Annotated in this window: 17 protein-coding genes; 10 read left to right on the top strand and 7 right to left on the bottom strand. The window is 67.6% G+C overall.

Annotated elements, in window-relative coordinates; translation table 11 throughout:
• Positions 1 to 34 precede the first annotated feature (34 nt).
• Positions 35 to 439, top strand: coding sequence for a DUF3224 domain-containing protein (locus tag TFC3_RS18180; RefSeq protein ID WP_067501218.1), 405 nt, complete (start codon positions 35 to 37; stop codon positions 437 to 439).
• Positions 440 to 472: 33 nt separating this feature from the next.
• Here the strand turns inward: TFC3_RS18180 and TFC3_RS18175 are convergent, their stop codons facing one another.
• A complete protein-coding gene (locus tag TFC3_RS18175; protein ID WP_067501215.1) occupies positions 473 to 982 on the bottom strand; it encodes a peptidase M23 in 510 nt (169 codons plus the stop codon).
• Positions 983 to 1,084: 102 nt separating this feature from the next.
• Between TFC3_RS18175 and TFC3_RS18170 the strand changes: the two genes are divergently transcribed.
• From TFC3_RS18170 to TFC3_RS18150, 5 genes are all read left to right on the top strand, one after another.
• Entirely contained in the window at positions 1,085 to 1,597 is a 513-nt protein-coding gene (locus TFC3_RS18170; protein ID WP_067501212.1) for a hypothetical protein, read from the top strand.
• A gap of 275 nt (positions 1,598 to 1,872) precedes the next feature.
• Positions 1,873 to 3,981, top strand: coding sequence for a transketolase (gene tkt, locus TFC3_RS18165; RefSeq protein ID WP_082772479.1), 2,109 nt, complete (start codon positions 1,873 to 1,875; stop codon positions 3,979 to 3,981).
• A 37-nt stretch (positions 3,982 to 4,018) separates the two neighbouring features.
• The gene (gene tal, locus TFC3_RS18160; protein ID WP_067501208.1) at positions 4,019 to 5,119 is read left to right on the top strand and encodes a transaldolase; all 1,101 of its coding nucleotides are present in this window, start codon (positions 4,019 to 4,021) and stop codon (positions 5,117 to 5,119) included.
• 356 nt (positions 5,120 to 5,475) lie between these two features.
• The gene (locus tag TFC3_RS18155; RefSeq protein WP_161952624.1) at positions 5,476 to 6,270 is read left to right on the top strand and encodes an NPP1 family protein; all 795 of its coding nucleotides are present in this window, start codon (positions 5,476 to 5,478) and stop codon (positions 6,268 to 6,270) included.
• Positions 6,271 to 6,451: 181 nt separating this feature from the next.
• Positions 6,452 to 6,655, top strand: a complete 204-nt coding sequence (locus tag TFC3_RS18150) for a cold-shock protein (protein WP_067501202.1) — start codon at positions 6,452 to 6,454, stop codon at positions 6,653 to 6,655.
• A 153-nt stretch (positions 6,656 to 6,808) separates the two neighbouring features.
• Here the strand turns inward: TFC3_RS18150 and TFC3_RS18145 are convergent, their stop codons facing one another.
• Genes TFC3_RS18145 through TFC3_RS18130 form a run of 4 tightly spaced genes read right to left on the bottom strand, consistent with a single transcriptional unit; the run spans position 6,809 to position 9,729 of the window.
• On the bottom strand, positions 6,809 to 7,567 hold the full coding sequence (locus tag TFC3_RS18145) for a MerR family transcriptional regulator (protein WP_067501199.1): 759 nt from the start codon (positions 7,565 to 7,567) through the stop codon (positions 6,809 to 6,811).
• A 14-nt stretch (positions 7,568 to 7,581) separates the two neighbouring features.
• Positions 7,582 to 8,343 carry an ABC transporter permease gene (locus TFC3_RS18140; protein ID WP_067501196.1) on the bottom strand — a complete coding sequence of 254 codons (762 nt, stop codon included), beginning with the start codon at positions 8,341 to 8,343 and terminating at the stop codon, positions 7,582 to 7,584.
• The gene (locus tag TFC3_RS18135; RefSeq protein ID WP_067501193.1) at positions 8,340 to 9,131 is read right to left on the bottom strand and encodes an ATP-binding cassette domain-containing protein; all 792 of its coding nucleotides are present in this window, start codon (positions 9,129 to 9,131) and stop codon (positions 8,340 to 8,342) included. The genes TFC3_RS18140 and TFC3_RS18135 overlap by 4 nt, the downstream gene beginning before the upstream one ends.
• Positions 9,132 to 9,162: 31 nt before the next feature.
• Positions 9,163 to 9,729, bottom strand: a complete 567-nt coding sequence (locus TFC3_RS18130) for a TetR/AcrR family transcriptional regulator (protein ID WP_067501191.1) — start codon at positions 9,727 to 9,729, stop codon at positions 9,163 to 9,165.
• A gap of 65 nt (positions 9,730 to 9,794) precedes the next feature.
• Here TFC3_RS18130 and TFC3_RS18125 point away from each other — a divergent pair, with 65 nt between their 5' ends.
• Complete coding sequence (locus TFC3_RS18125) at positions 9,795 to 10,493, top strand: alpha/beta hydrolase (RefSeq protein WP_067501188.1); 699 nt, start codon at positions 9,795 to 9,797, stop codon at positions 10,491 to 10,493.
• A gap of 68 nt (positions 10,494 to 10,561) precedes the next feature.
• Here TFC3_RS18125 and TFC3_RS38085 read toward each other — a convergent pair whose 3' ends face one another.
• Positions 10,562 to 11,494: a transporter substrate-binding domain-containing protein gene (locus tag TFC3_RS38085; protein ID WP_161952623.1), complete on the bottom strand. Its 933-nt coding sequence runs from the start codon at positions 11,492 to 11,494 to the stop codon at positions 10,562 to 10,564.
• A gap of 9 nt (positions 11,495 to 11,503) precedes the next feature.
• On the opposite strand from TFC3_RS38085, the gene TFC3_RS38080 reads away from it, so the two are divergent.
• Together TFC3_RS38080 and TFC3_RS18110 are read left to right on the top strand one after the other, a co-directional pair.
• The gene (locus TFC3_RS38080; protein ID WP_067501182.1) at positions 11,504 to 13,078 is read left to right on the top strand and encodes a methyl-accepting chemotaxis protein; all 1,575 of its coding nucleotides are present in this window, start codon (positions 11,504 to 11,506) and stop codon (positions 13,076 to 13,078) included.
• 157 nt (positions 13,079 to 13,235) lie between these two features.
• On the top strand, positions 13,236 to 16,298 hold the full coding sequence (locus tag TFC3_RS18110) for a fibronectin type III domain-containing protein (RefSeq protein ID WP_067501180.1): 3,063 nt from the start codon (positions 13,236 to 13,238) through the stop codon (positions 16,296 to 16,298).
• A gap of 148 nt (positions 16,299 to 16,446) precedes the next feature.
• Here TFC3_RS18110 and TFC3_RS18105 read toward each other — a convergent pair whose 3' ends face one another.
• Positions 16,447 to 18,090 carry a glycoside hydrolase family 27 protein gene (locus TFC3_RS18105; RefSeq protein WP_067501177.1) on the bottom strand — a complete coding sequence of 548 codons (1,644 nt, stop codon included), beginning with the start codon at positions 18,088 to 18,090 and terminating at the stop codon, positions 16,447 to 16,449.
• A gap of 250 nt (positions 18,091 to 18,340) precedes the next feature.
• Between TFC3_RS18105 and TFC3_RS18100 the strand changes: the two genes are divergently transcribed.
• Positions 18,341 to 19,846 carry a S8 family serine peptidase gene (locus tag TFC3_RS18100; protein WP_067501175.1) on the top strand — a complete coding sequence of 502 codons (1,506 nt, stop codon included), beginning with the start codon at positions 18,341 to 18,343 and terminating at the stop codon, positions 19,844 to 19,846.
• Positions 19,847 to 19,870 lie beyond the last annotated feature (24 nt).

Genomic DNA, 19,870 nt, shown 5'->3' with positions numbered 1-19,870 from the left:
AGGTTGTCAGCTAAACGCCGTACCGTGCGTAGGTATGCGAGCAACTGGAACCTTCGCCGTAGCGGACTTCACCGCAGCCCCCGTGCCGGCCCCCGAGATCAAGACCGGCCTGCCGGTGGGTGTCGCCACGATGCGCAAGACGTTCACCGGCGAGGTTGACGGCCGTTCCGAGACGCTGTTCACGGCCGCCTTCGATCCGGCGAGCGGCACTGGCACGTACGTCGCGATGGAGTCTTTCGAGGGCAGCATCGCCGGCCGCGCGGGCACCTTCAACTTCGTGCACTCGGCCACCACCACAGGAGACGATCGCCAGGCTGAGTTCCTGGCGATCGTCCCCGCAAGCGGCACCGGCGACCTGGCCGGCATCCGGGGCGCGGGAGGCCTGACGGTCGACCAGGAGGGCACCCACCGCATCTGGTTCGACTACGAGCTGCCCTGACGTGAGGAAGCCTGGTACGCGGCCGGCGGCACGTCAGTGCGAGCAGGAACCCGCACCGTTCAGCGCGCCGACCAGCCCGGCGGCGGCCCCGGCATGCCTGGCGTACGCCTTCGGGTACGCCGACACCTGCACGGCCTGAGCAGCATCGGTGAGCCGCATCTTCTGCCAGCCGTCGATCTTGAGCAGCTTGTCGTAGAACTTGCGGGTCTGGTACGCCGGGTCGCTCAGCTGCCGCGGCGTACCCCACCCCTGACTCGTGCGCTGCTGGAACAACCCGACCGAGTCGCGGTCCCCGCCGGGTAGATTACGCAGCCGTGACTCCTGCAGAGCCGTGGCGACCGCGATCACCTGCCCCTCGACCGGCACCCGCCGGTCCTTGCCGATGGTGACGATGAGCCGGGCATTGCTCACCTGCTCCTTGCTCCACCCGTCCCACACCGACGCCGCCGGCCGGGGTGTGCACGTCGCCGCGTCGGTGCGCATCATCGGGCTGAGAACAAAACCGAGCAGGACAGCGGCAGCAACCACGAACAACGCGCGCAAAGACCGGCCTTCCGAGGGGGTGGGAGCCCGGCGAAGGTTACCGGCCGCCCTGCCCCTTGGCCAGAGGCGGCGGAACCGGCGGGGGCGGATAAGGTATGGGCTATGAGAAAGCCCCTCGTCGTAGCGATCATCGTCACTGGCTTTGCGGCTGCCGCGTCGCTCAACTCCATCGGGGTCGCCGCCGCGAGTCAGCAGCCGGCGCCGGCCGCGGCAGCCCCCACGTCGGCTGCGGCCGTGGTCAAGCAGGCCACTCCGGCCATCAAGGACAGCGACGCGTCACTCGCGTTTGCCCAGAATGACCGGGTTGTCACCGTCACGCGCAAGGGCGCCCCGGTAGCCACCATGACGCTCGCCTCGACCAAGTGGTCAGCCCACTCCGCCACGGCCGTTCTCAAGGTCACGGCCATCCGGCCGATCATTGTGGACCCGGCGATGTTCACCCTGTACGACGCCGAGGGCTGGGAGAACCAAGCCGAGCAGACCAAGCCGGTACGGTTCGAAACTGGCACCGCCTCGCTCACTTTGACGTTCACTGGCACTCCGGCCCGGCCCGAAGCGCTGGGCTGGGTGCCGCAACCCGACGGGGACGCCGTCGCCGTGTGGGAACGCGGCTGACGTAGCTGCCGCTTCATCTGACCGTGCCGGGGAGATTGGCATTCGGTGTGCAGGTGTGCAAACCAGGGTGAGGGGTAGGCGGGGCTGGTAAGCATCGCCCATCGCGCGGCTAGAGCGTTGACCGCCCACATCGAGGGAGCACGCTACCCATGACCGCCAATGACACGGACTTCACCACCGCTACCCGCAGCACCCGTCCTGAGGCCCCGGCAGAGGCCACCAGCAACACCCCGACCGGCAACCCATCTCAGCCGCACCCGACCCTCCCGGACGGGATGGGTGACATCGACCGCCGGGCGATCGACACCGTACGCGTGCTGGCAATGGACGCCGTGCAGAAAGCCGGCAACGGGCACCCCGGCACGGCGATGAGCCTGGCACCCACCGCCTATCTGCTGTTTCAGAAGTGGCTGACCCATGATCCGGCCGACCCGCACTGGACCGGCCGTGACCGTTTTGTCCTGTCGATGGGCCACTCGAGTCTGACTCTCTACATCCAGCTTTTCCTGTGCGGTTATGGCCTGGAGCTCGCGGACCTGCAAGCGCTGCGCACCTGGGGGTCCCTGACCCCTGGGCATCCCGAGGTCAACCACACCCCGGGAGTGGAGACGACGACCGGCCCGCTGGGCCAAGGCGTCGGCAACGCCGTGGGTATGGCGATGGCCGCCCGCCGTGAGCGGGGCATGCTGGACTCCGGCGCGCTTGAGGGCGAAAGCGTGTTCGACCACACCGTGTGGGTGCTGGCCTCCGACGGGGATCTGGAGGAGGGAGTGAGCGGTGAGGCCTCGTCTCTGGCCGGCACGCAGGAACTCGGCAATCTGATCCTGATGTACGACGCGAATCGGATCTCGATCGAGGACGACACGCAGATCGCGTTCACCGAGGACGTCGGCAAGCGCTACGAGGCCTACGGCTGGCACGTGCAGCATGTCGGCGACGGTGAGGACCTGGCCGCGATCGACCGGGCGATGGCCGCAGCCAAGGCGGAGTCCGGCCGTCCATCGATCATCGTGCTGCACACGATCATCGGCTGGCCCTCGCCGAACAAGCAGAACACCGGGGCCGCGCACGGCTCGGCGCTCGGCGCGGACGAGGTCCGCGCTACCAAACAGGTGCTCGGCTTTGACCCGGACAACGACTTCGAGGTAGCTGCGGAGGTGCTTGAGCACGCCCGCCGGGTTGCCGAACGAGGCAAGCAGGCGCATGCACGATGGCAGCAGCACTTCCACGCATGGCAGGCCGGCAATCCGCACGGCGCTGCGCTGCTCGAGCGCATGTCCACCCGTACCCTGCCCAAAGGCTGGGCCGACACGCTGCCCGTCTGGGACGCCGATGCCAAGGGGGTGGCCACCCGTAAGGCCTCCGGCGAGGTTCTGGCCGCTCTCTACCCAGTGCTGCCGGAATTGTGGGGCGGATCGGCGGACCTGGCGGAAAGTAACAACACCGCCGTCAAGGGCGAGGCGTCTTTCCTGCCCGACGACCGGCAGACCAAGATGTGGAGCGGCGGACCGTACGGGCGCACCTTGCACTTCGGGGTCCGTGAGCACGCCATGGGCGCGATCATGAACGGCATCGCGCAGCACGGCGGTACCCGTGTCTACGGCGGGACGTTCCTCACCTTCTCCGACTACATGCGCGGCGCCGTCCGGCTGGCCGCTCTCATGCAGCTACCGGTCACGTACGTATGGACACACGACTCCATCGGTTTGGGGGAGGACGGCCCCACCCACCAGCCCGTTGAGCACTACGCCGCGCTGCGAGCCATCCCCGGCCTGGACTTCGTGCGCCCGGCCGACGCCAATGAAACCGCAGTAGCGTGGCGTACCATCCTCGAGCACAACGACCGCCCGGCCGGGCTTGCGCTGTCGCGACAGAACCTGCCCGTCTTCGACCGCACCCGGTTCGCCTCGGCCGAGGGGGTGGCCCGAGGTGGATATGTGCTGGCCGAGGCCTCCGGTGACCCCCAGCTGATCCTGCTGGGGACCGGCTCGGAGGTGCAGATCGCGGTCGCCGCCCGCGAGATTCTGGAGGCTGACGGAATCTGCACCCGGGTGGTGTCGCTGCCGTGCTGGGAGTGGTTCGCCGCGCAGGATCGCAGCTACCGGGAGCAAGTATTGCCGCCCACGGTGCGCGCCCGGGTCAGCGTCGAAGCTGGAGTGTCGATGGGCTGGCGCGAGTTCGTTGGCGACGCGGGCCGCATCGTCGGACTCGACCACTACGGCGCCAGTGCCGCTTACAGCGTGCTGTACGAGCAGTTCGGCCTGACCTCCGACGCCGTTGTGGCCGCGGCTCGCGAGAGCCTCGCGGCCGCTGCTGCGCCGGTGGTCGCGCCCACCGGCCCGGACAGTGTGGGCGTTCTGCAGTCACCCACCGGCGACCGCTGAACCGACGGATCGCATCCCGTACCCGGAAGGCATAGTCATGACGCAGAACGAGAAGCTGGCCGAATTGTCGAAGGCTGGGGTGGCCGTCTGGCTGGACGACCTGTCCCGTGACCGTATCCACAGCGGCAACCTTGAGTCCCTGGTGGATGAGTACTCGGTTGTTGGGGTCACCACGAACCCGACCATTTTCGCGGCCGCAGTCAGCGGTTCGGACTCCTACGACGATCAAGTGCACGCGATGGCCGTACGCAAGGTGAGCGTCGAGGAAGCGCTGCGGACCATCACCGCGGCCGACGTCCGCGACGCCTGCGATCTCCTCGCCCCGGTGGCGCAGCGCACCGGCCGCGACGGCCGGGTGTCGCTCGAGGTGTCCCCGCAGGTGGCGCGGGACACCGATGCGACCGCAGCGGAGGCTGCGCATTTGTGGTGGCTGGTGGACCGTCCCAACCTGTTCATCAAGATCCCGGCCACTCAGGAAGGCCTGGCCGCGATCACCACGTCGATCAGCCAGGGCATCAGCGTCAACGTCACGCTGATCTTCAGCGTGGAGCGGTACCGGGCGGTCATGGACGCCTACCTGTCCGGCTTGGAGCAGCGGGTACGAGGCGGTGGCTCACTCGACGGAATTGAGTCGGTGGCATCGTTCTTTGTCTCCCGCGTCGACACCGAAGTCGACAAGCGCCTGGACAAGGCCGGTGCTGACCCATCGCTCAAGGGCAAGGCCGCACTGGCGAACGCGCAACTGGCCTATCAGGCGTACGAAGAAGTCTTCTCGTCCGAGAGGTGGCACTTGCTGCAGGCGCAGGGTGCTCAACCACAGCGCCCGTTGTGGGCCTCGACCGGGGTGAAAAATCCCGGCCTGCCGGACACTCTCTACGTCAGCGGCCTCATCGCGCCGGGCACAGTCAACACCATGCCGGAAAAGACCTTGAAGGCTTACGCCAGCCACGGCAGCCCCGGCAAGCCCATCCAGCAGAGCTATGAGGGCGCAGCCGCGGTCCTGCAGGCCGTAGCCGACGCCGGCGTTGACTTCGACGAGGTGTTCACCACCATCGAGGACGAGGGCATTCAGAAGTTTGTCGACTCGTGGAACGACCTTACCGACTCGGTCCGTTCGGAGCTGGAGGACAAGAGCTGAGCCAACCCTCCACCGGTTCGGCAATGGCCACGGCGCGCAGCCGCTCGTATGCGCCCGGGCGGGTCTCGGCCAGGTGCCCCGCCCGGGTGGTGGCCAGGGCGCCGGGTACACCAACTGGCCCTCGTCGTGCGCATGAACGCCCATCTGCAAGCCGTGCCCTGCGGTGTGTGCTGCACCGGTGCAGCGGGCGGTGAGGGCCGGCGGGTTTCTCGCATCCAAACCAATTCTGCTGCGCGCTGCTTCAGCCACGATTGGACCGGGGGCGGTCAGGGTAGGAGATGCACTCACGTCGATCACTGAGAGTTCATGGAAGGTCCAGCGTGCAGCGCCCTGTTCGTACCACTGTGATTGCGTCCTTGTCCGTTGCTCTGCTCATGGGCGCGCTCGTATCCGGCATGTCCCAGGCATCAGCTAGTGAGCAGGCCACCCCGGCAAGTGGGTTGTCGCTGGACGAGATGGTGCGCTCGTCGGCACCTCAATGGAACTTCCCGCGCGCCAACAACAACGATCCCTGCTGGCCGCAGGCGGCCTTTGACGCCGATGGAACTCCCGCCGCCGGGGTGGAGCCGCACAACTGGCCCGACAGCGACAGCGGGTGCGCCCCGCACGGCGCCCCGTTCCCCACCTACTACACCGCCAAGATGTGTGACGACGCCGGTAACAACGACGTGCGGGTGTCGTACACCATTTATCAGGCTTTGGATGCCTTCCAGCCGTCCGGGCACCGGCATGATTTCGAGCGCGTCATCGTGAAATGGATGCGCGAGGGGGACACCTGGAGCCGGAACACCTTGTACCTGAGCTCCCACAAGACGTTCCACGTCCGGGCCTGGGAGGAGGTGCAGAGCTTGGACGCCGACCGCGTCACGGCGGGAACCGGGTTGGCGTTCCCCCGCATCTTCGTGGGCTTTGCCAGCCACGCCATGTTCAACGACGAGGGCGGGCTCAAGGACGTCCTGTCGTCGTACACGGACCTGGAGTACCGCCATGGCGACTACCCGGTCTGGGCCGATCAGGGCGCCGGCCTCGTCGAGGTGGCACCGGGCGGTGACCTCTACGAGAAGTTCAAGGACAACGCTGCGGCGTGGGGCAGTGCCACCAGCAACCCGGCCGCCGTGGCCGACAATCTCTGCGGAGAACTGCCCGGCTGAAGCCCGCCCGCCGGGCGTGCTAAGTTGGTGGCGTTGCAGTTTTGATTTCCTTGGACGTTTCTCGACGCCTGATGGGTCTCAGCCCCGTTCAGGCGTTTTTTGTTTCGTCAGTACACGGTGATCAGCGCGGCGACGCGAGCTGGCGCACACCGCGTCAGCTCACGAGTCGACAGGAGAAAACATGGCCACCGGAACCGTCAAGTGGTTCAACGGCGACAAGGGCTTCGGCTTCATCACCCAGGATGACGGCGGCGCCGACGTGTTCGCGCACTTCTCGGCGATCGCGACGTCGGGCTTCCGCACTCTTGAGGAGAACCAGCGGGTCGAGTTCGACGTCGAGCAGGGCGCCAAGGGCCTGCAGGCGGCGAACATCCGCCCGCTGTAACCCCGACGGCCTGGCGCCCCGGTTCGCCGGCCGCCGGGCTTGGTGGCGGCCGGCTACCCACGGTTGACGATCCGCGTTCACCCGCGTGATCTCCCGGGGAAGCCGGCCGTCTCCGTTCGACCGCGTCACCCGTGAGCGTTCAACCTGCTGTCCTCACCGCGGTACCCGCTGCATCCGGGTCCAGCCGTCCCAGCCGCGTTCGCGCATCATGTCGCGGAGCAACTCGGCTCGCTTGTCGGAGGCGTCGGCAAGATCGTCGAGCAGGGCAAATGATGTGTCGTCGCCGGGGATCGGCTCGCCCGCCGCTTCCGCCTCCTCGGCGAACTCGACCATGATGTCGACGGCCTCCGCCGCGAGGGTGTTGTTCATCTCGCCGTTTTCCATGAGCTGCGAGAGCACCTGGTAGAGCCGGACGATCCGCGGGTCGTCGAGCTGTGCGATCTTGCTCGGCATCCATTCGATGACCTTGTCGGGCCAGCGCGCTGCGACCAGGATCCACCCGTCCCGCTCGCCCTCCATCATCCGCTCGGAAGTTCCGATCTCGCGGAGCCGGTCGAGGTACGCGACCACCGGCGCCGGCAGCACCAGACTGTCCCCGGCGGTCAGCTTCGCGACCTGCGCACGGCTGGCCTGCAGCCGGTCGATCGCGTCACGCAGGTCCGAGTCGATCCGCTGCACAGCTTCAGCGAAGGCCGGCGGATCAGCCTCGAGCATCCGGGCAACCTGCGACAGCGGTACGCCGGCGTCGGTCAGGGTGCGGATCTTGATGAGCGACACCACGGCCGGGGCGCCGTACCGTCGATATCCTGAGGCATCCCGGTCCGGCTCCGGCAGCAGGCCGATCTGGTGGTAGTGCCGCACCGCCCGCACCGTGACGCCGGCGTAAGCAGCCAGTTGCCCGATCGTCAGCATCCTCTGATCCTGGCTCAGCCGACGCGGCGGCGATAGGTGAGACCGGCGAGCGCGCAGGCCACGACAAGAAGGCCAATGCACCAGGCGAGAGCGGTCCAGATGCCGGAGCCCACCGGCTGCTCGGTGAAAAGGGCCCGCAGGGTGTTGACGATGGAGGTCACCGGCTGGTTCTCGGCGAACGCACGGACCGGGCCCGGCATGGAGGCGGTCGGCACAAAGGCCGAACTGACGAACGGCAAGAAGATCAGCGGGTACGCGAAAGCGCTCGCGCCGTCCACCGAACTGGCAGTGAGCCCGGGAATCACAGCAAGCCAGGTCAGCGCCAGAATGAACAAGGTGAGAATGCCCGTCACCGCGAGCCAGCCCAGCACGCCCATGCCCGAGCGGAAACCCATCGCCAGGGCGACCAGCAGGACCACGACCAGCGAGATCAGGTTGGCCACCAGCGAGGTCAGTACGTGCGCCCACAGCACGGCGGCCCGAGCGATGGGCATCGACTGGAAGCGCTCGAAGATGCCACCCTGCAGGTCCAGGAACAGCCGGTAGGCGGTGTAGGAGATGCCCGAGGCAACCGTGATGAGCAGGATGCCGGGCAGCAGGTAGTTCACGTACGAGCCGGTCCCGGTCTGGATCGCGCCGCCGAGGACGTAGACGAAGAGCAGCAGCATGGCGATCGGGGTCACCACTGTGGTGATGATGGTGTCGGGGCTGCGGGCGATGTGGCGCAGCGATCGGCCCAGCAGAACGGCGGTGTCGCCGAGGAAATGCTTGGTCATCGTGGTTGTCCGTCCGTGCTCGTGGCGACCAGGGTCAGGAAAACGTCCTCGAGGGTGGGCTGCTTCTCGACGTACTCGACCTTGGCCGGGGGCAGGAGCCGTTTCAGCTCGTCAAGGGTGCCGTTGACGATGATCCGGCCCTCGCGCAGGATCGCGATGCGGTCGGCGAGGTGCTCTGCCTCATCGAGGTACTGGGTGGTGAGCAGCACTGTCGTACCGCCCGCGGCCAGCTCTTTGACAGCCCGCCAGACCTCGAGGCGCGCCTGCGGATCCAGGCCGGTGGTCGGCTCGTCCAGGAAGATGACCGGCGGGTCCCCGATCAGGCTCATCGCGATGTCAAGCCGCCGGCGCATGCCCCCGGAGTACGTGGCAACCCGGCGCGAGCCTGCCTCGGTCAGAGAGAAGCGCTGCAGCAGGTCGTCCGCGATGGTGCCGGGGCCCTTCAGGTGTCGCAGCCGGGCGACCATGATGAGGTTCTCCCGGCCGCTCAGGATTTCGTCCACCGCCGCGAACTGGCCGGTGAGGCTGATCGACTGGCGCACGTCGGCGGCCTGCGTCGCCACGTCGAAGCCGTTGACCTGCGCGGTGCCGGCGTCGGCCTTGAGCAGAGTGCAGAGGATTTTGACCAGGGTCGTCTTGCCGGCGCCGTTCGAGCCGAGCAGGGCGAAGATACTCCCGCGGTGGACGTCGATGTCGACGCCTTGCAGCACCTTCAGATCCTTGAAGGACTTCTCCAGTCCTCGGGTGCTTATTGATAAAGCCGGTGGGGTGCTCATGGGCGCCAGCATGGCGGGTTGACGCTGCGTCAGGGTCAAGCCTTTACCGCTGCTGTCGCGGCACCATGAGGGTGAGACCCGCCAGGAAGTCCTCGAAGGCGCGGTCGGCGCGTGCTACGTCGCCGGTGGCGTCGATGTCCATGATGAGACCGCGGATGACTGCCAAAACGAGGGTGGCCAGTTCGGGGCGGCCGACGCTGCGCATGCCGTCTTCGAGGGGTTGCAGCCAGTCGGTGGTCGCCTCGCGGCGGAAGCCTGGCCACAATTGCTGTTCGGCGTCCTCGCGCAGCTTGCTGAACATGGCCAAGTAGGGGCGGCCTTCCGGACCGGTCATCGCCTGCCAGGTGTGCCGCAGGGTGCTCAGATAGGGCTCGCCGGGCCGCGGGGCGAGCAGGTTGCCGTAGAACTCGCGCTGGCGCTGCCGTGCGCGGCGCAGGGTTTCGCGGAGCAGGGCGTCGCGGGTGCCGAAGTGGTAGATCAGCATGCGGGTCGAGCTGCCCGAGGCTTTCCCGAATGGCTCGAGGCGGTCGGGCAGGCCGTGGGTGAGCGCGTGGTCGACGCAGGCGTCGAGGATGCGGTCACGGATCTCGGGTTGTCTGGGCCGGCCCATTGGCCCACTTTTTCACGTAACTGGCGGTACGTCTAACGTTGTATTCACCTATGGAGGAGGCCGGGATGCGGGTGGTGTTCGTGCATGGGGCGTGCGTGCGGGACGGGCAATGGTGGTGGCATCGGACCGCCGAGGCGCTGCTCAAGCACGGGATCGGCAGCGTCGCGCCGGCGCTGCCGAGCTGCGGTGAGGGAGATCAAGCTGCCGGGGCGCACGGTCCCGGGCTCACCGAAGACATCGCAGCGGTACGGTCAGAGCTCGCCGGAAGTGATGAGCCAACGGTGCTCGTGGGGCACAGTTACGGCGGGATTGTCGCGTCGGAGGCTGCGGTAGGCGTGGCGTCGGTGCACCACATGATGTTCGTGTCGAGCTACCTGCCGGAGCCCGGCGAGTCGCTGTCGACGTTCGGCGCGCCCGAGCCCCCGCCGTTTCTCGACTTCGACCCCGAAGGCGGGACGTTCGGCGCGGTACCGGAGTTGTTCGCCGAGACCTTCATGCAGGATTGCTCACCGGAGCTGACCCGCGAGGGCGCGACCCGCTTGGTTCGGCAGACGATCGCCGTCACCCAGCAGCCGGTCCACCAGGTGGCATGGCATGACCGGCCCACAACCTACGTGGTGTGCGCCGACGACCGGGGAACGCCGGCCGCGGCCCAACGCGAGTTTTCCCGCCGGGCCGGCAAGGTAGTGCAGGTGCAGGCAGGCCACCACCCGTTCCTCTCGCAGCCGGGAACCATGGCCGGCATCCTGGCCGGCCTGGTGTGACGCCAGTGCCGGAGGTCCGCCGCCAGCAGTGGCCGGGGCTCGCCGGGTGTGGGTGCCCACACCATGCGCTAAGCGCCGCCGTTGATGGCGCCGGTGCGCAAGGCGCCCTCGGTGACCTTCCACTTGGTCAGCAGCGCATCGTAGGTGCCGTCGTTGATGACGGCGTAGAGCGCGGTCTGCACTGCTGAGGTCAGCGCCTTGCGGTCCTTGGCCACGCCGATGCCGTACGGGATCGCCTCGATCTGGGGTCCGGACAGTTCGATGCCCTGGTTTTTCTGGACGTCGAGGGCAGCGATGGGAAAGTCGTTGAGCGCCGCATCGGCCGTCTTGTTCGCCACCGCGGCCGACGGGGTGTCCGAGCGTACGAGCGAAAGTGGCTTTCCCGGGCATTTGCTCGCTTGAGCCGAGACCATGTCGACATAGACCGTGTCGGGCTGGACCGCCACCCGCCGTCCGCACAGTCCGCTCATCCCGCCGATGTCGCCGATGCCCTTGGCCACAACGATGGAGGTGCCGGCGTTGAGGTAATTGACGAAGTCGGCCTTCTGCTGGCGTTCCGCACGGTCGAACATCGAGGAGATGGACATGTCGATCGTGTGGTTCTGCACCTGATCCAGCAGATCCCCGAACGATACGGTCCGCCAGATGACGCGCAGCCCGAGTTTCGCCGCAATGGCCTCGGTCAACTCGACATCGAGCCCGGTATAGGCAGCGCCCTGCTTGAAGGTCATCGGCTCGAACGTGGGATCGGTGCCGGCTACCAGAACGCCGGCTTGGGTTGTCGATCCAGCCAGTGCGACGCGTGCCTCGGCCAGGCGGTCAACCGGCTTTCTCGTGTCCGCACTTGCGCCTGCGCATCCCGCGGTGCTGCCGCCAAGGATGATGCCCATGATCAACAAGGACAGAGCGCGTTGCCTCATGTGTGCCCTATCGGCGGCTTCAGGGCTGCGCTGAGCCGAACGCCCACGTGCGGGGAAAAAAGTCAATACGCTGCTGGGCAAGGGGGCATCGTGACGTTGACTATCCGGCGCCAGATTGCAGCTCTCGCGGCGGCGGGCTTTGTCCTGGTCATCGTGGCGGGCGCCATCGGCTACAGCGGTACTTCTGTCCTGGCGGGCCAGCAGCTGACTGCTCGTGACGCGGCCACGGCCCTGCAAGCGGTTCAGGGCGTGGACATTGCGCGCGCCTTGTTCCGGGGCAACGTTCTCGCCTCCCTTGTCACCAATGACGCCACAGAGCGCCAGCAAGTGCTCGACCGGCTGGGGCAGAACGTGGCCGATGCCCGCGCCGGCGTCGACGAGGTCGCGCGTACCGTGCCGCAGTTGCGTGCCCGTGCCGATGCAGTGCTGCCGGTCCTGGATGAGCTGATCGCCTCCGGGCAACGCATCATCACGCTGGCCAGCCGGGTGGCCTCCGATCCCGGCCGCACCGGTGCCCTTGCCGCCCGGCCGGCCTACGACGCCGTCGACTTGAAGGCGGCGAAGGCGATCGGTGAGCTGAAGACGGCCATCACCGAGCGTGTCCGCCGTACCTACGAGGATGCCGCCACGGCCGCCCGCCGGGCCAAGGCGTTCACCTTGGTGACCGGGCTGCTTGCCGCTGTGGTGCTGGGCGGTGCGGCGCTGCTGCTGGCCCGGCGTATCGCCCGCCGGGTCGAGCATTGCCTGACCACGGCACGGGCGATTGCCGACTATGACTTGAGCGCCAAGGCTCAACTCGGCGGTAGCGACGAATTGGCCCAGCTGAGCCACAGCCTGCACACCATCGTCACGTCCCTGACCACAGCATTGACCGACATCGCCAGCAACGCGACATCGGTGGCTGCTGCCTCTGAGCAGCTCACCGCGACCAGCCGGCACCTGTCCGAAGGTGCGGGCGCGGCCTCGTCCGAAGCCAGCGAGGCCAGCCGCGACATCCGTCAGGTCACGCAGAGCATCGGGCAAACGACCGCGTCTGCCCACGGGCTCACGACCTCCATCGCGGACATCACCTCAGCGGTCAGCGAGGCCGACAGCGTGGCCCGCGAAGCCGTTGATCTCGCCGCCAGCACCAACCAGCGGATCGAACGGCTGCGTACCTCCAGTGACGAGGTCTCCGCGGTCGTCAGCATCATCACCGCGATTGCCGAGCAGACCAACCTGCTCGCCCTCAACGCGACCATCGAGGCGGCTCGTGCGGGTGAGCAAGGCAAAGGTTTCGCGGTGGTCGCGGGCGAGGTGAAAGACCTGTCCCGCGAGACCGCGGCGGCAACCGGTGACATCACCACCAAGGTCAGTGCGATGCAGGCGGACACCGCAGGGGCTTTCGAGGCCATCAGCCGGATCAGCCAGGTCATCGACCGCATCGACGAGTTGCAGCGGTCGATCTCCCGCGCGCTTGACACCCAGATCGACGCCTCCCGGCAGATCGGCACCAACGCCGACGTAGCCGAACGATCCGCCACGTCGGTCACCGACTCCATCAACCGTCTGACGGGCACCACCACCCTCACCCACGAAGCCGCGACGCAAACCGAGTCCGCTGCTGTGGAACTGGCGCACCTTTCCCAGCAGCTGCGCCTGGTCTCCGACAAATTCCGGCGCTGAGGGTCACCGGCTCCCGCCGGCTGTGCTGGTGCAATTCGACCGATTTCGCGGTCCTGCAACCCGTTGACCATACGTTGGTCGCAACAGTGCTTCAAACGGGGGCGTCATGATATTGAAGGCTCGAAGCGTTTCAGGAGCCGCGGCAACAGCCGTCCTGGTGGGCGTCAGCAGTGTCGGGCTCGTACCGTCGACGGCGGCGAGCGCCGATCCGGTTGCGACGCAAGTGGTGACGATCAACTCCACGGGTGGCGATGCCGCCGGCAAGGGCCTGCGGATCGCGTACGGGTCCGGCAAGCTACAGGTTTTTCGCAACGGCACCGGTCAGCTCTTCGAGCCGTCCACCCTGCCGACAGCGCCGAACGCCAACCTCGGCAACGCTTTTGCGCTGAGCTTCGATGACGGGAACGGCGACGTGGAGTGGGTCAATCCGCGTCGTTTCCGGACCATCACGGCCTACGGGGGGTCGACGTCCGGCAGCGGCACCATCACCAGCCGGATGGTCGCCCGTTACAAGCAGCGGAACTACTTCGTCGACCTGACGATCAGCTATGTGTATCCCAATGACTACTTCACCGAGTCGGTACGGGTGACCGTGCCCAGTGGCAACACCGCCACCGTGCGCGCCTACCAGTACATGGACACCTACCTCGGCGGCTCCGACCAGGGACCGGGTTACTACAACGCCTCGCCGTCCACCGCCGGGGTCACTGGTTCCGGTGTCGTGGAAGCCTTGCAGCGTGTCTCCGGACCGGCGTGGTCGGGCTACTACTCGGCTCTGTACTCCCATCTCGAGGACTACCCGAGAAACGGAACCGATTACCCGGACATCATCGACCCCAACCCGGCAACAGACAACGGTGTCGGCATCAGCTACGACCTCGGGTCCGCCGCGGGCAGCCAGACGATGGTCAACAATGTCATCTTCGCGGCGCCCACGCCGGCTCTGTCCGCATCGTTCGGACCCGCGGGTATCAAGAGTGGGATGGTCACCACCCTCACCTTCAGGCTGTCGCAGCCCAACTCCGACGTGGCCGCCACCGGGCTCGGTTTCTCGGCGACGCTGCCGACCGGTTTGACGATCGACACGTTCCCTGCGTCGAACTCCTGCGCCGGATCGCTGAACGCACCGACCGGCGGTCATGCCGTTACTCTGTCCAACGCTGCGCTACCCAGCGGTACGCCCTCGTGCACCGTCGAGGTGGCGGTGACCGCGTCCACGCCCGGCTCTTATCCGATCAGCGCCGGGGATGTCACGACCACCGGTCTGCTGGAGAATCTGGCCGCCGGCGCTGAACCGGCCCTCGTGGTGGCCGACTGGCCGGGTGCGCCGACCGGTGTCTCTGGTCAAGCGGGAAACGCGAGTGCGGTGGTCACGTTCACCGCGCCGGGAAGCGACGGCGGTGCCCCGATCACGGGGTACGAGGTGTCGTTCGACAACGGTGAGAGCTGGGCGCCGGCGCCAACGAGCACCGGGCCCGCCGGTACGTTGCAGGCTCAGGTGCTCGACCTGGTCAACGGCACTTCCTATGACATTGTCGTGCGAGCCGTGAACGCGGTGGGTGCCGGAAGCCAGAGCACTTCCGTGGCCACGGTAACGCCGCAGGCCACCGTGCCCAGCGCTCCGCTTGACCTGGGCATCATGCCGGGCGACATGCAGGGGACCGTCTACTTCCTGCCACCCGATGACGACGGCGGTGCCGCGATCACGACGTACGAGGTGTCGACGAACGGTGGCGACACCTGGAACCCGTTGAGCGTCACCCCCGACGAGGACGACTACCTCAAAGGCTCGCTGACAAGCCTGGCGAACGGAACGACCTACCAGGTCAAGGTGCGCGCTCGCAACATTGCCGGCGCCGGTGCGGCAAGTGAGACGGCCACCGTCACCCCGAGAGCCGCCGTGCCGGGGCCTCCGATCGCCCTGCTGACGACCGCGGCCGACCACGCCGCGAAGGTGCAGTTCCTTGCGCCGCTCGACGATGGCGGCAGCCCGATCACGGCGTACGAGGTGTCGATCAACGGTGGCGAGACGTGGACGGCCCTGCCGGCTACCACCAACCCCAACGGTGTCCACCTGGCGAACGTGACCGGACTGACGAACGGCATCACGTACCAGCTCAAGGTGCGCGCCCGTAACGCTAACGGCGCCGGTGACGCCAGCCTTGCCAGCGCGGTGACACCGCTGGGCGTACCCGACGTGCCGCAGCCGGTGGCCACCGTGCCCACCGCACCGATCGAGGTGACTGCGAGCGCTACGAGTGCGGGCGCCACCATCGCGTTCCGGGCGCCGGTCAGTGATGGCGGCAGCGTGATCACCGCCTACCAGGTGTCGACCGACGGCGGGGCGACGTGGACGGCGCAGCCAGCCACGGTGTCGCCGACCGGCACCCATGTCATGACGCTCACCGGCCTTACCGGGGGCCGGACGTACCAGGTGAAGGTGCGGGCGGTCAACGTCATTGGGGCTGGTGCGGCCAGTGAGGCGGCTACCGTAACGCCGGCCGCGCCCACCCCGGACCCGACGCCGGAGCCGCCGACCCCGGCGCCGGCGCCGGCCAACCCGGTTCGGATCAACCTCGACCTGGCCCTCAAGAGTGGCGAAACCTTGGCCGGCACGCAGGCCACGCTCACCGGTGGCGGGCTCAAGTCGTCGTCGAAGTATGTGCTGACCATGTACTCCACCCCCGTGGTGATCGCCAGCGGCCAGACCAACTCGATGGGCGGGTTCCGGGCGACCATCCGAATGCCTCGCAAGGCATGTGTGCTGGGCGGGCTGCACCGCCTGGTGCTCACCGGCACCGCGCCCGACGGAGGCACGGTGCAGGACGCCAACTGGATTTTGATGAACGACACCTGTGCGGCGCAGACCGGGAGTGGCACCAAGCCGGCCCAGGCCGTACCGGTGCGCTCGTTCCTGTTCCCGTACCTGTCGGCACGTCTGAGCCTGACCGCCAAGCGGAGCCTGCGCAGCGCGGTCAGTTCGATGCGCGGCGCCAAGGGGATCACCATCACCGGCTACACCCAGACCGGTAAGCAGTCCAAGGCCGCTCGTGCGGCGAACAGGGCGCTCGCTCTGCGCCGGGCCAAAGCCGTGCGTGCCTATCTGCTGACCCTGCGCGTGCGGACGCCGATCCGCGTGGTCGGAGCCGGCGGCGTCGACCCGGTCAACCAGAAGAAGCAGAACCTGAACCGCCGGGTCACCATCGTCGTCCGCTACTGATCAGCACCAGGTACGACCGGAGGCCCTGCCGCGCAGCCGTGCGGCAGGGCCGCCACGTATCCATGGACCTTCGCTTGAGCTACCGGAGGCAGTGACGCAGGCGGACCGCTTCACCGGTTGACATGGTCGAGCGGAGTGCCGGCGACCCTCAGGCGCTGGCTGCCTGTTCGACGCGGAGGAAGTCGCCGACCCATTGGGTGCCGTTCCAGGTTCCGCCGTTGGCGTTCAGCTGGAGGTTGGCCGTACCGGAAAGCAGGTTCAGTTCTTCGAAGTCGTAGTGCGGTTCGCCGCCGACGGTAAAGGTGGCGTGCACCCGGATGCCGTAGATGGTGCGGGGGTCGGTGCGGTTGATGGTCACCACGGCGGGACCGGTGGTGCTGGCGGCGGTGGTCAGCAGGTTGCCGGTCCAGCGGGAGCCGTTCCAGGTGGCGCCGTTGCCGTTGAGGTTGAGGGTGGTCGAGTGGTCGAGGGTTCCGGTTTCCTCGAAGTCGTCGTGCCACTCGTCGTTGACCAGGAACTCGGTGCGTACCTGCAGGTTGCTCACGGCGCGGCTGTCGGTTTTGGTGATACGTATGGCGTCCGGGGTCTCCGTGCCCACCACTCGCAGCAGGGCAACGCCATGGGACGGTACGGTCACGCTGTAGCCGTCGGCGAAACTGCCCCGGTCAGCGCGGGCGTGCAGGTCTCGCACGCTCGCCGAGCCGGGCCCGAGTCCGAGGTCGCGCCAGTCCACACGGATCGACGCTGCCGCTGCGCCCCGGTTCCACAGCGCTGCCACCCGTACCCCTGAGCCTTGGACCTTTTTCGACCAGATCTCGCGGTCCCCGAGGTCTCGGACGCGACGGCCCTGCGCCCCCAGCGGGTCCTGGTCGACCGCAATGACCTCGGGGTTGGTCAGGATCGCCCGGGTCGCCGCGTTCATGGAGGTCAGGTCGTTGCCGGTGATCAGCGGCGCGGCCATCAAAGCCCACATGCTGAAGTGCGTCTGGTACTCGGTGTCGGTCATGCCGCGGCCGTTGATGCTGCCGGTGCCGTAGTTGCCGACCTGCAGCATGTCCGGGTCGTTGAAGAAGCCGGGGTGGGCATACATCGCGTAGGCGTTGTTGGTGTCGATGATCTCGTCGACGGGCACCAGGCCACCGGTGTCCGGGTTGCGCGTGTAGTCATCGCCGATGTCACCGGTGCTGCGGGCCTGATTGCCGGTCTTGGGACCCCACGGCTTGAACTCCCACGCGCAGATGCTGTAGACGATCTGCCGGCCCGAGGCGGCCAGGGCGTCGCGCATCGTCTCGTACTGCGACTGCTGGTCCAGGGTGGCGTTGCAGTTGTCGTACTTGAGCAGGTCGACGCCCCACGCCGCGTACGACCGCGCGTCCTGAACTTCATGCCCCTGCGACCCGGGGCGGCCCGCGCAGGTCTGGGTCCCGCGGTCGGAGTAGATGCCGAACTTGAGTCCCCGGGCATGGATGTAGTCGCCTAACGCCTTCATGCCGCTGGGGAAGCGCGCCGGGTCGGCCACGATGGCGCCCGCGGCGTCCCGGCTGCTCTGCCAGCAGTCGTCCACGTTGATGTACTGGTAGCCGAGGTCGCGCATGCCGCTGCTGACCATGGCGTCGGCCTGCCGGCGGATCAGCGCCTCGTCGACGTTGCAGGCGTAGCGGTTCCAGCTGTTCCAGCCCATGACCGGGACGCGTTCGAGGCCGTTGTCCAGCGCCGCGGCGGGCCGGGGAGCGCCGAGCAGGATCAGCGTGGCGGTAAGGATCGCGGCGGTGATGCGGCGCAGTCTCGGCATCGAGCACTCCTCGCTAATTGACCCTCATCAATATGAATGAGGTTGGCCCGGATGGCAAATGGGCCGGCGGCCGGCCGGGCTCAGAAGCGCCATCCGGGGCAGAGCCACCAGCCGCTGTTCACCAGGTTGGTCATCTTGGGCAGCGCATCATCGCCGGCGATGGAGATGAGCGCCGCTCGTTCACCTCAGGTTTTGCTGGTGCATGCCGATGCCTCTGACCATTCGCAGGAATGAGAAGAACGGAGACGCTGTGGCACACAGGAAGAAACGTGCGGGGCTGCTGACGGTCGCGAGCGTCCTGGCCGCACTTCCGGTGCCCGCCGCGGCCCACGCTGCGGGTCCGAGCACGCATTGGGCGAGCTGGCTGGGCTCCACCACCACGGCCACGCCCGCCACCACCCTGGCGCAGGTGCGCTCGATCATCGGGGCGGACACCGGCGCTGCCGCGGCGCTGACCGGTAAGGGCGTCGGCGTCGCCTTGATCGACACCGGCGTGGCACCGGTGCCGGGCCTGCCCGCGTCGCGCATCGTCAACGGGCCTGACCTGTCGTTCGAGTCGCAGGCGGCCGGTCTGCGGTACCTCGACACGTACGGCCACGGCACCCACATGGCCGGCATCATCGTCGGCAACGACACTGCCACGGGCACCAAGGGCCTCGCCCCGGACGCGAAGCTGACCTCGATCAAGGTCGGCACGGCCAACGGCACGGTGGACGTCTCGCAGGTCATCGCGGCCGTCGACTGGGTGGTCAAACACCGCAACGACGACCCGCTCAACCCGATCCGGGTGCTGAATTTGTCGTACGGCTCGGGTGGCACGCCGCAGGAGTACAACGACTCGCTCGGGTTCGCCGTGGAGAAGGCCTGGCAGGCCGGAATTGTCGTGGTGGCCGCGGCCGGCAACGACGGCAACGCCGCGGGGAATCTGGCGAATCCGGCCTCCGACGAGTGGATCCTCACCGTTGGTGCCAGCGCCACCAACGGCACCGTGGCCACCACCGACGACACCCTCACCGCGTTCACCAACCTGCCCAGCAGCGGCAAGCAGATCAACGTGCTGACGCCGGGAACCTCGGTGGTGTCGTTGCGCGACAACGGTTCCAACGTGGACATCACCTACCCGGGCGCACGAGTCGGTGACACTCTCTTCAAGGGCAGCGGAACCTCGCAGGCCGCTGCCGTCGCCTCCGCGGCAGTCGCCCTGCTGGTGCAAGCCAAGCCGTCGGCGACCCCGGACCAGATCAAGGACTGGGTGGTGAAGAGCGCCACCTATCTGCCGACGGGTACGGCTGCGCAGCTCGGTCTCAAGGAGCTGAACGTCAGCAATGCGCTGGCCCGCAGCGGCACCGCCGTCTCCGCGCAGACTTTCAACCGGTCCACCGGGGCCGGCACCCTGGACAGCGCCCGCGGTTCCAGCCGGGTGATGTACGACAACGCGCCGCTCGCAGGCCAGCGTTCCGTCTGGGGAGCGCTACCCACGATCAACTGGGCGAAGAGCTCGGCGGCCGGCACGTCCTGGTCCGGGGGCCTGTGGATGGGTTACCGGGTAGCGGGGGACGGCTGGACCGGCACCTCGTTCGCCGCCAAGACGTGGGAGGCGGCGGCCTGGGCCGACAGCAAGCCGTGGAGCGGCGCGAGCAGTTGGAGCGACACCTCCTGGGCCGGTCGTTCGTGGTCGGGCCGCTCCTGGAGCGGTGGGTCGTGGTCCGGCCGCAGCTGGTCCAGCGATGACTGGTCCTCGGCGTCCTGGAGTTGAGCTCGCGGAGCGTGAAGCCGCGCC

Origin of the sequence: Actinoplanes sp. TFC3, assembly GCF_001553785.1 — a bacterium.
Classification (GTDB): domain Bacteria; phylum Actinomycetota; class Actinomycetes; order Mycobacteriales; family Micromonosporaceae; genus Actinoplanes.
This window is presented reverse-complemented; position numbering and strand designations above follow the sequence as displayed.

Bases quoted from the DNA above. Each gene is read 5' to 3' on its own strand.
- TFC3_RS18180 (WP_067501218.1), top strand. From the start codon at position 35: ATGCGAGCAACTGGAACCTTCGCCGTAGCGGACTTCACCGCAGCCCCC.
- TFC3_RS18170 (WP_067501212.1), top strand. From the start codon at position 1,085: ATGAGAAAGCCCCTCGTCGTAGCGATCATCGTCACTGGCTTTGCGGCT.
- tkt (WP_082772479.1), top strand. From the start codon at position 1,873: ATGGGTGACATCGACCGCCGGGCGATCGACACCGTACGCGTGCTGGCA.
- tal (WP_067501208.1), top strand. From the start codon at position 4,019: ATGACGCAGAACGAGAAGCTGGCCGAATTGTCGAAGGCTGGGGTGGCC.
- TFC3_RS18150 (WP_067501202.1), top strand. From the start codon at position 6,452: ATGGCCACCGGAACCGTCAAGTGGTTCAACGGCGACAAGGGCTTCGGC.
- TFC3_RS18145 (WP_067501199.1), bottom strand. From the start codon at position 7,567: ATGCTGACGATCGGGCAACTGGCTGCTTACGCCGGCGTCACGGTGCGG.
- TFC3_RS18140 (WP_067501196.1), bottom strand. From the start codon at position 8,343: ATGACCAAGCATTTCCTCGGCGACACCGCCGTTCTGCTGGGCCGATCG.
- TFC3_RS18135 (WP_067501193.1), bottom strand. From the start codon at position 9,131: ATGCTGGCGCCCATGAGCACCCCACCGGCTTTATCAATAAGCACCCGA.
- TFC3_RS18130 (WP_067501191.1), bottom strand. From the start codon at position 9,729: ATGGGCCGGCCCAGACAACCCGAGATCCGTGACCGCATCCTCGACGCC.
- TFC3_RS18125 (WP_067501188.1), top strand. From the start codon at position 9,795: ATGCGGGTGGTGTTCGTGCATGGGGCGTGCGTGCGGGACGGGCAATGG.
- TFC3_RS18105 (WP_067501177.1), bottom strand. From the start codon at position 18,090: ATGCCGAGACTGCGCCGCATCACCGCCGCGATCCTTACCGCCACGCTG.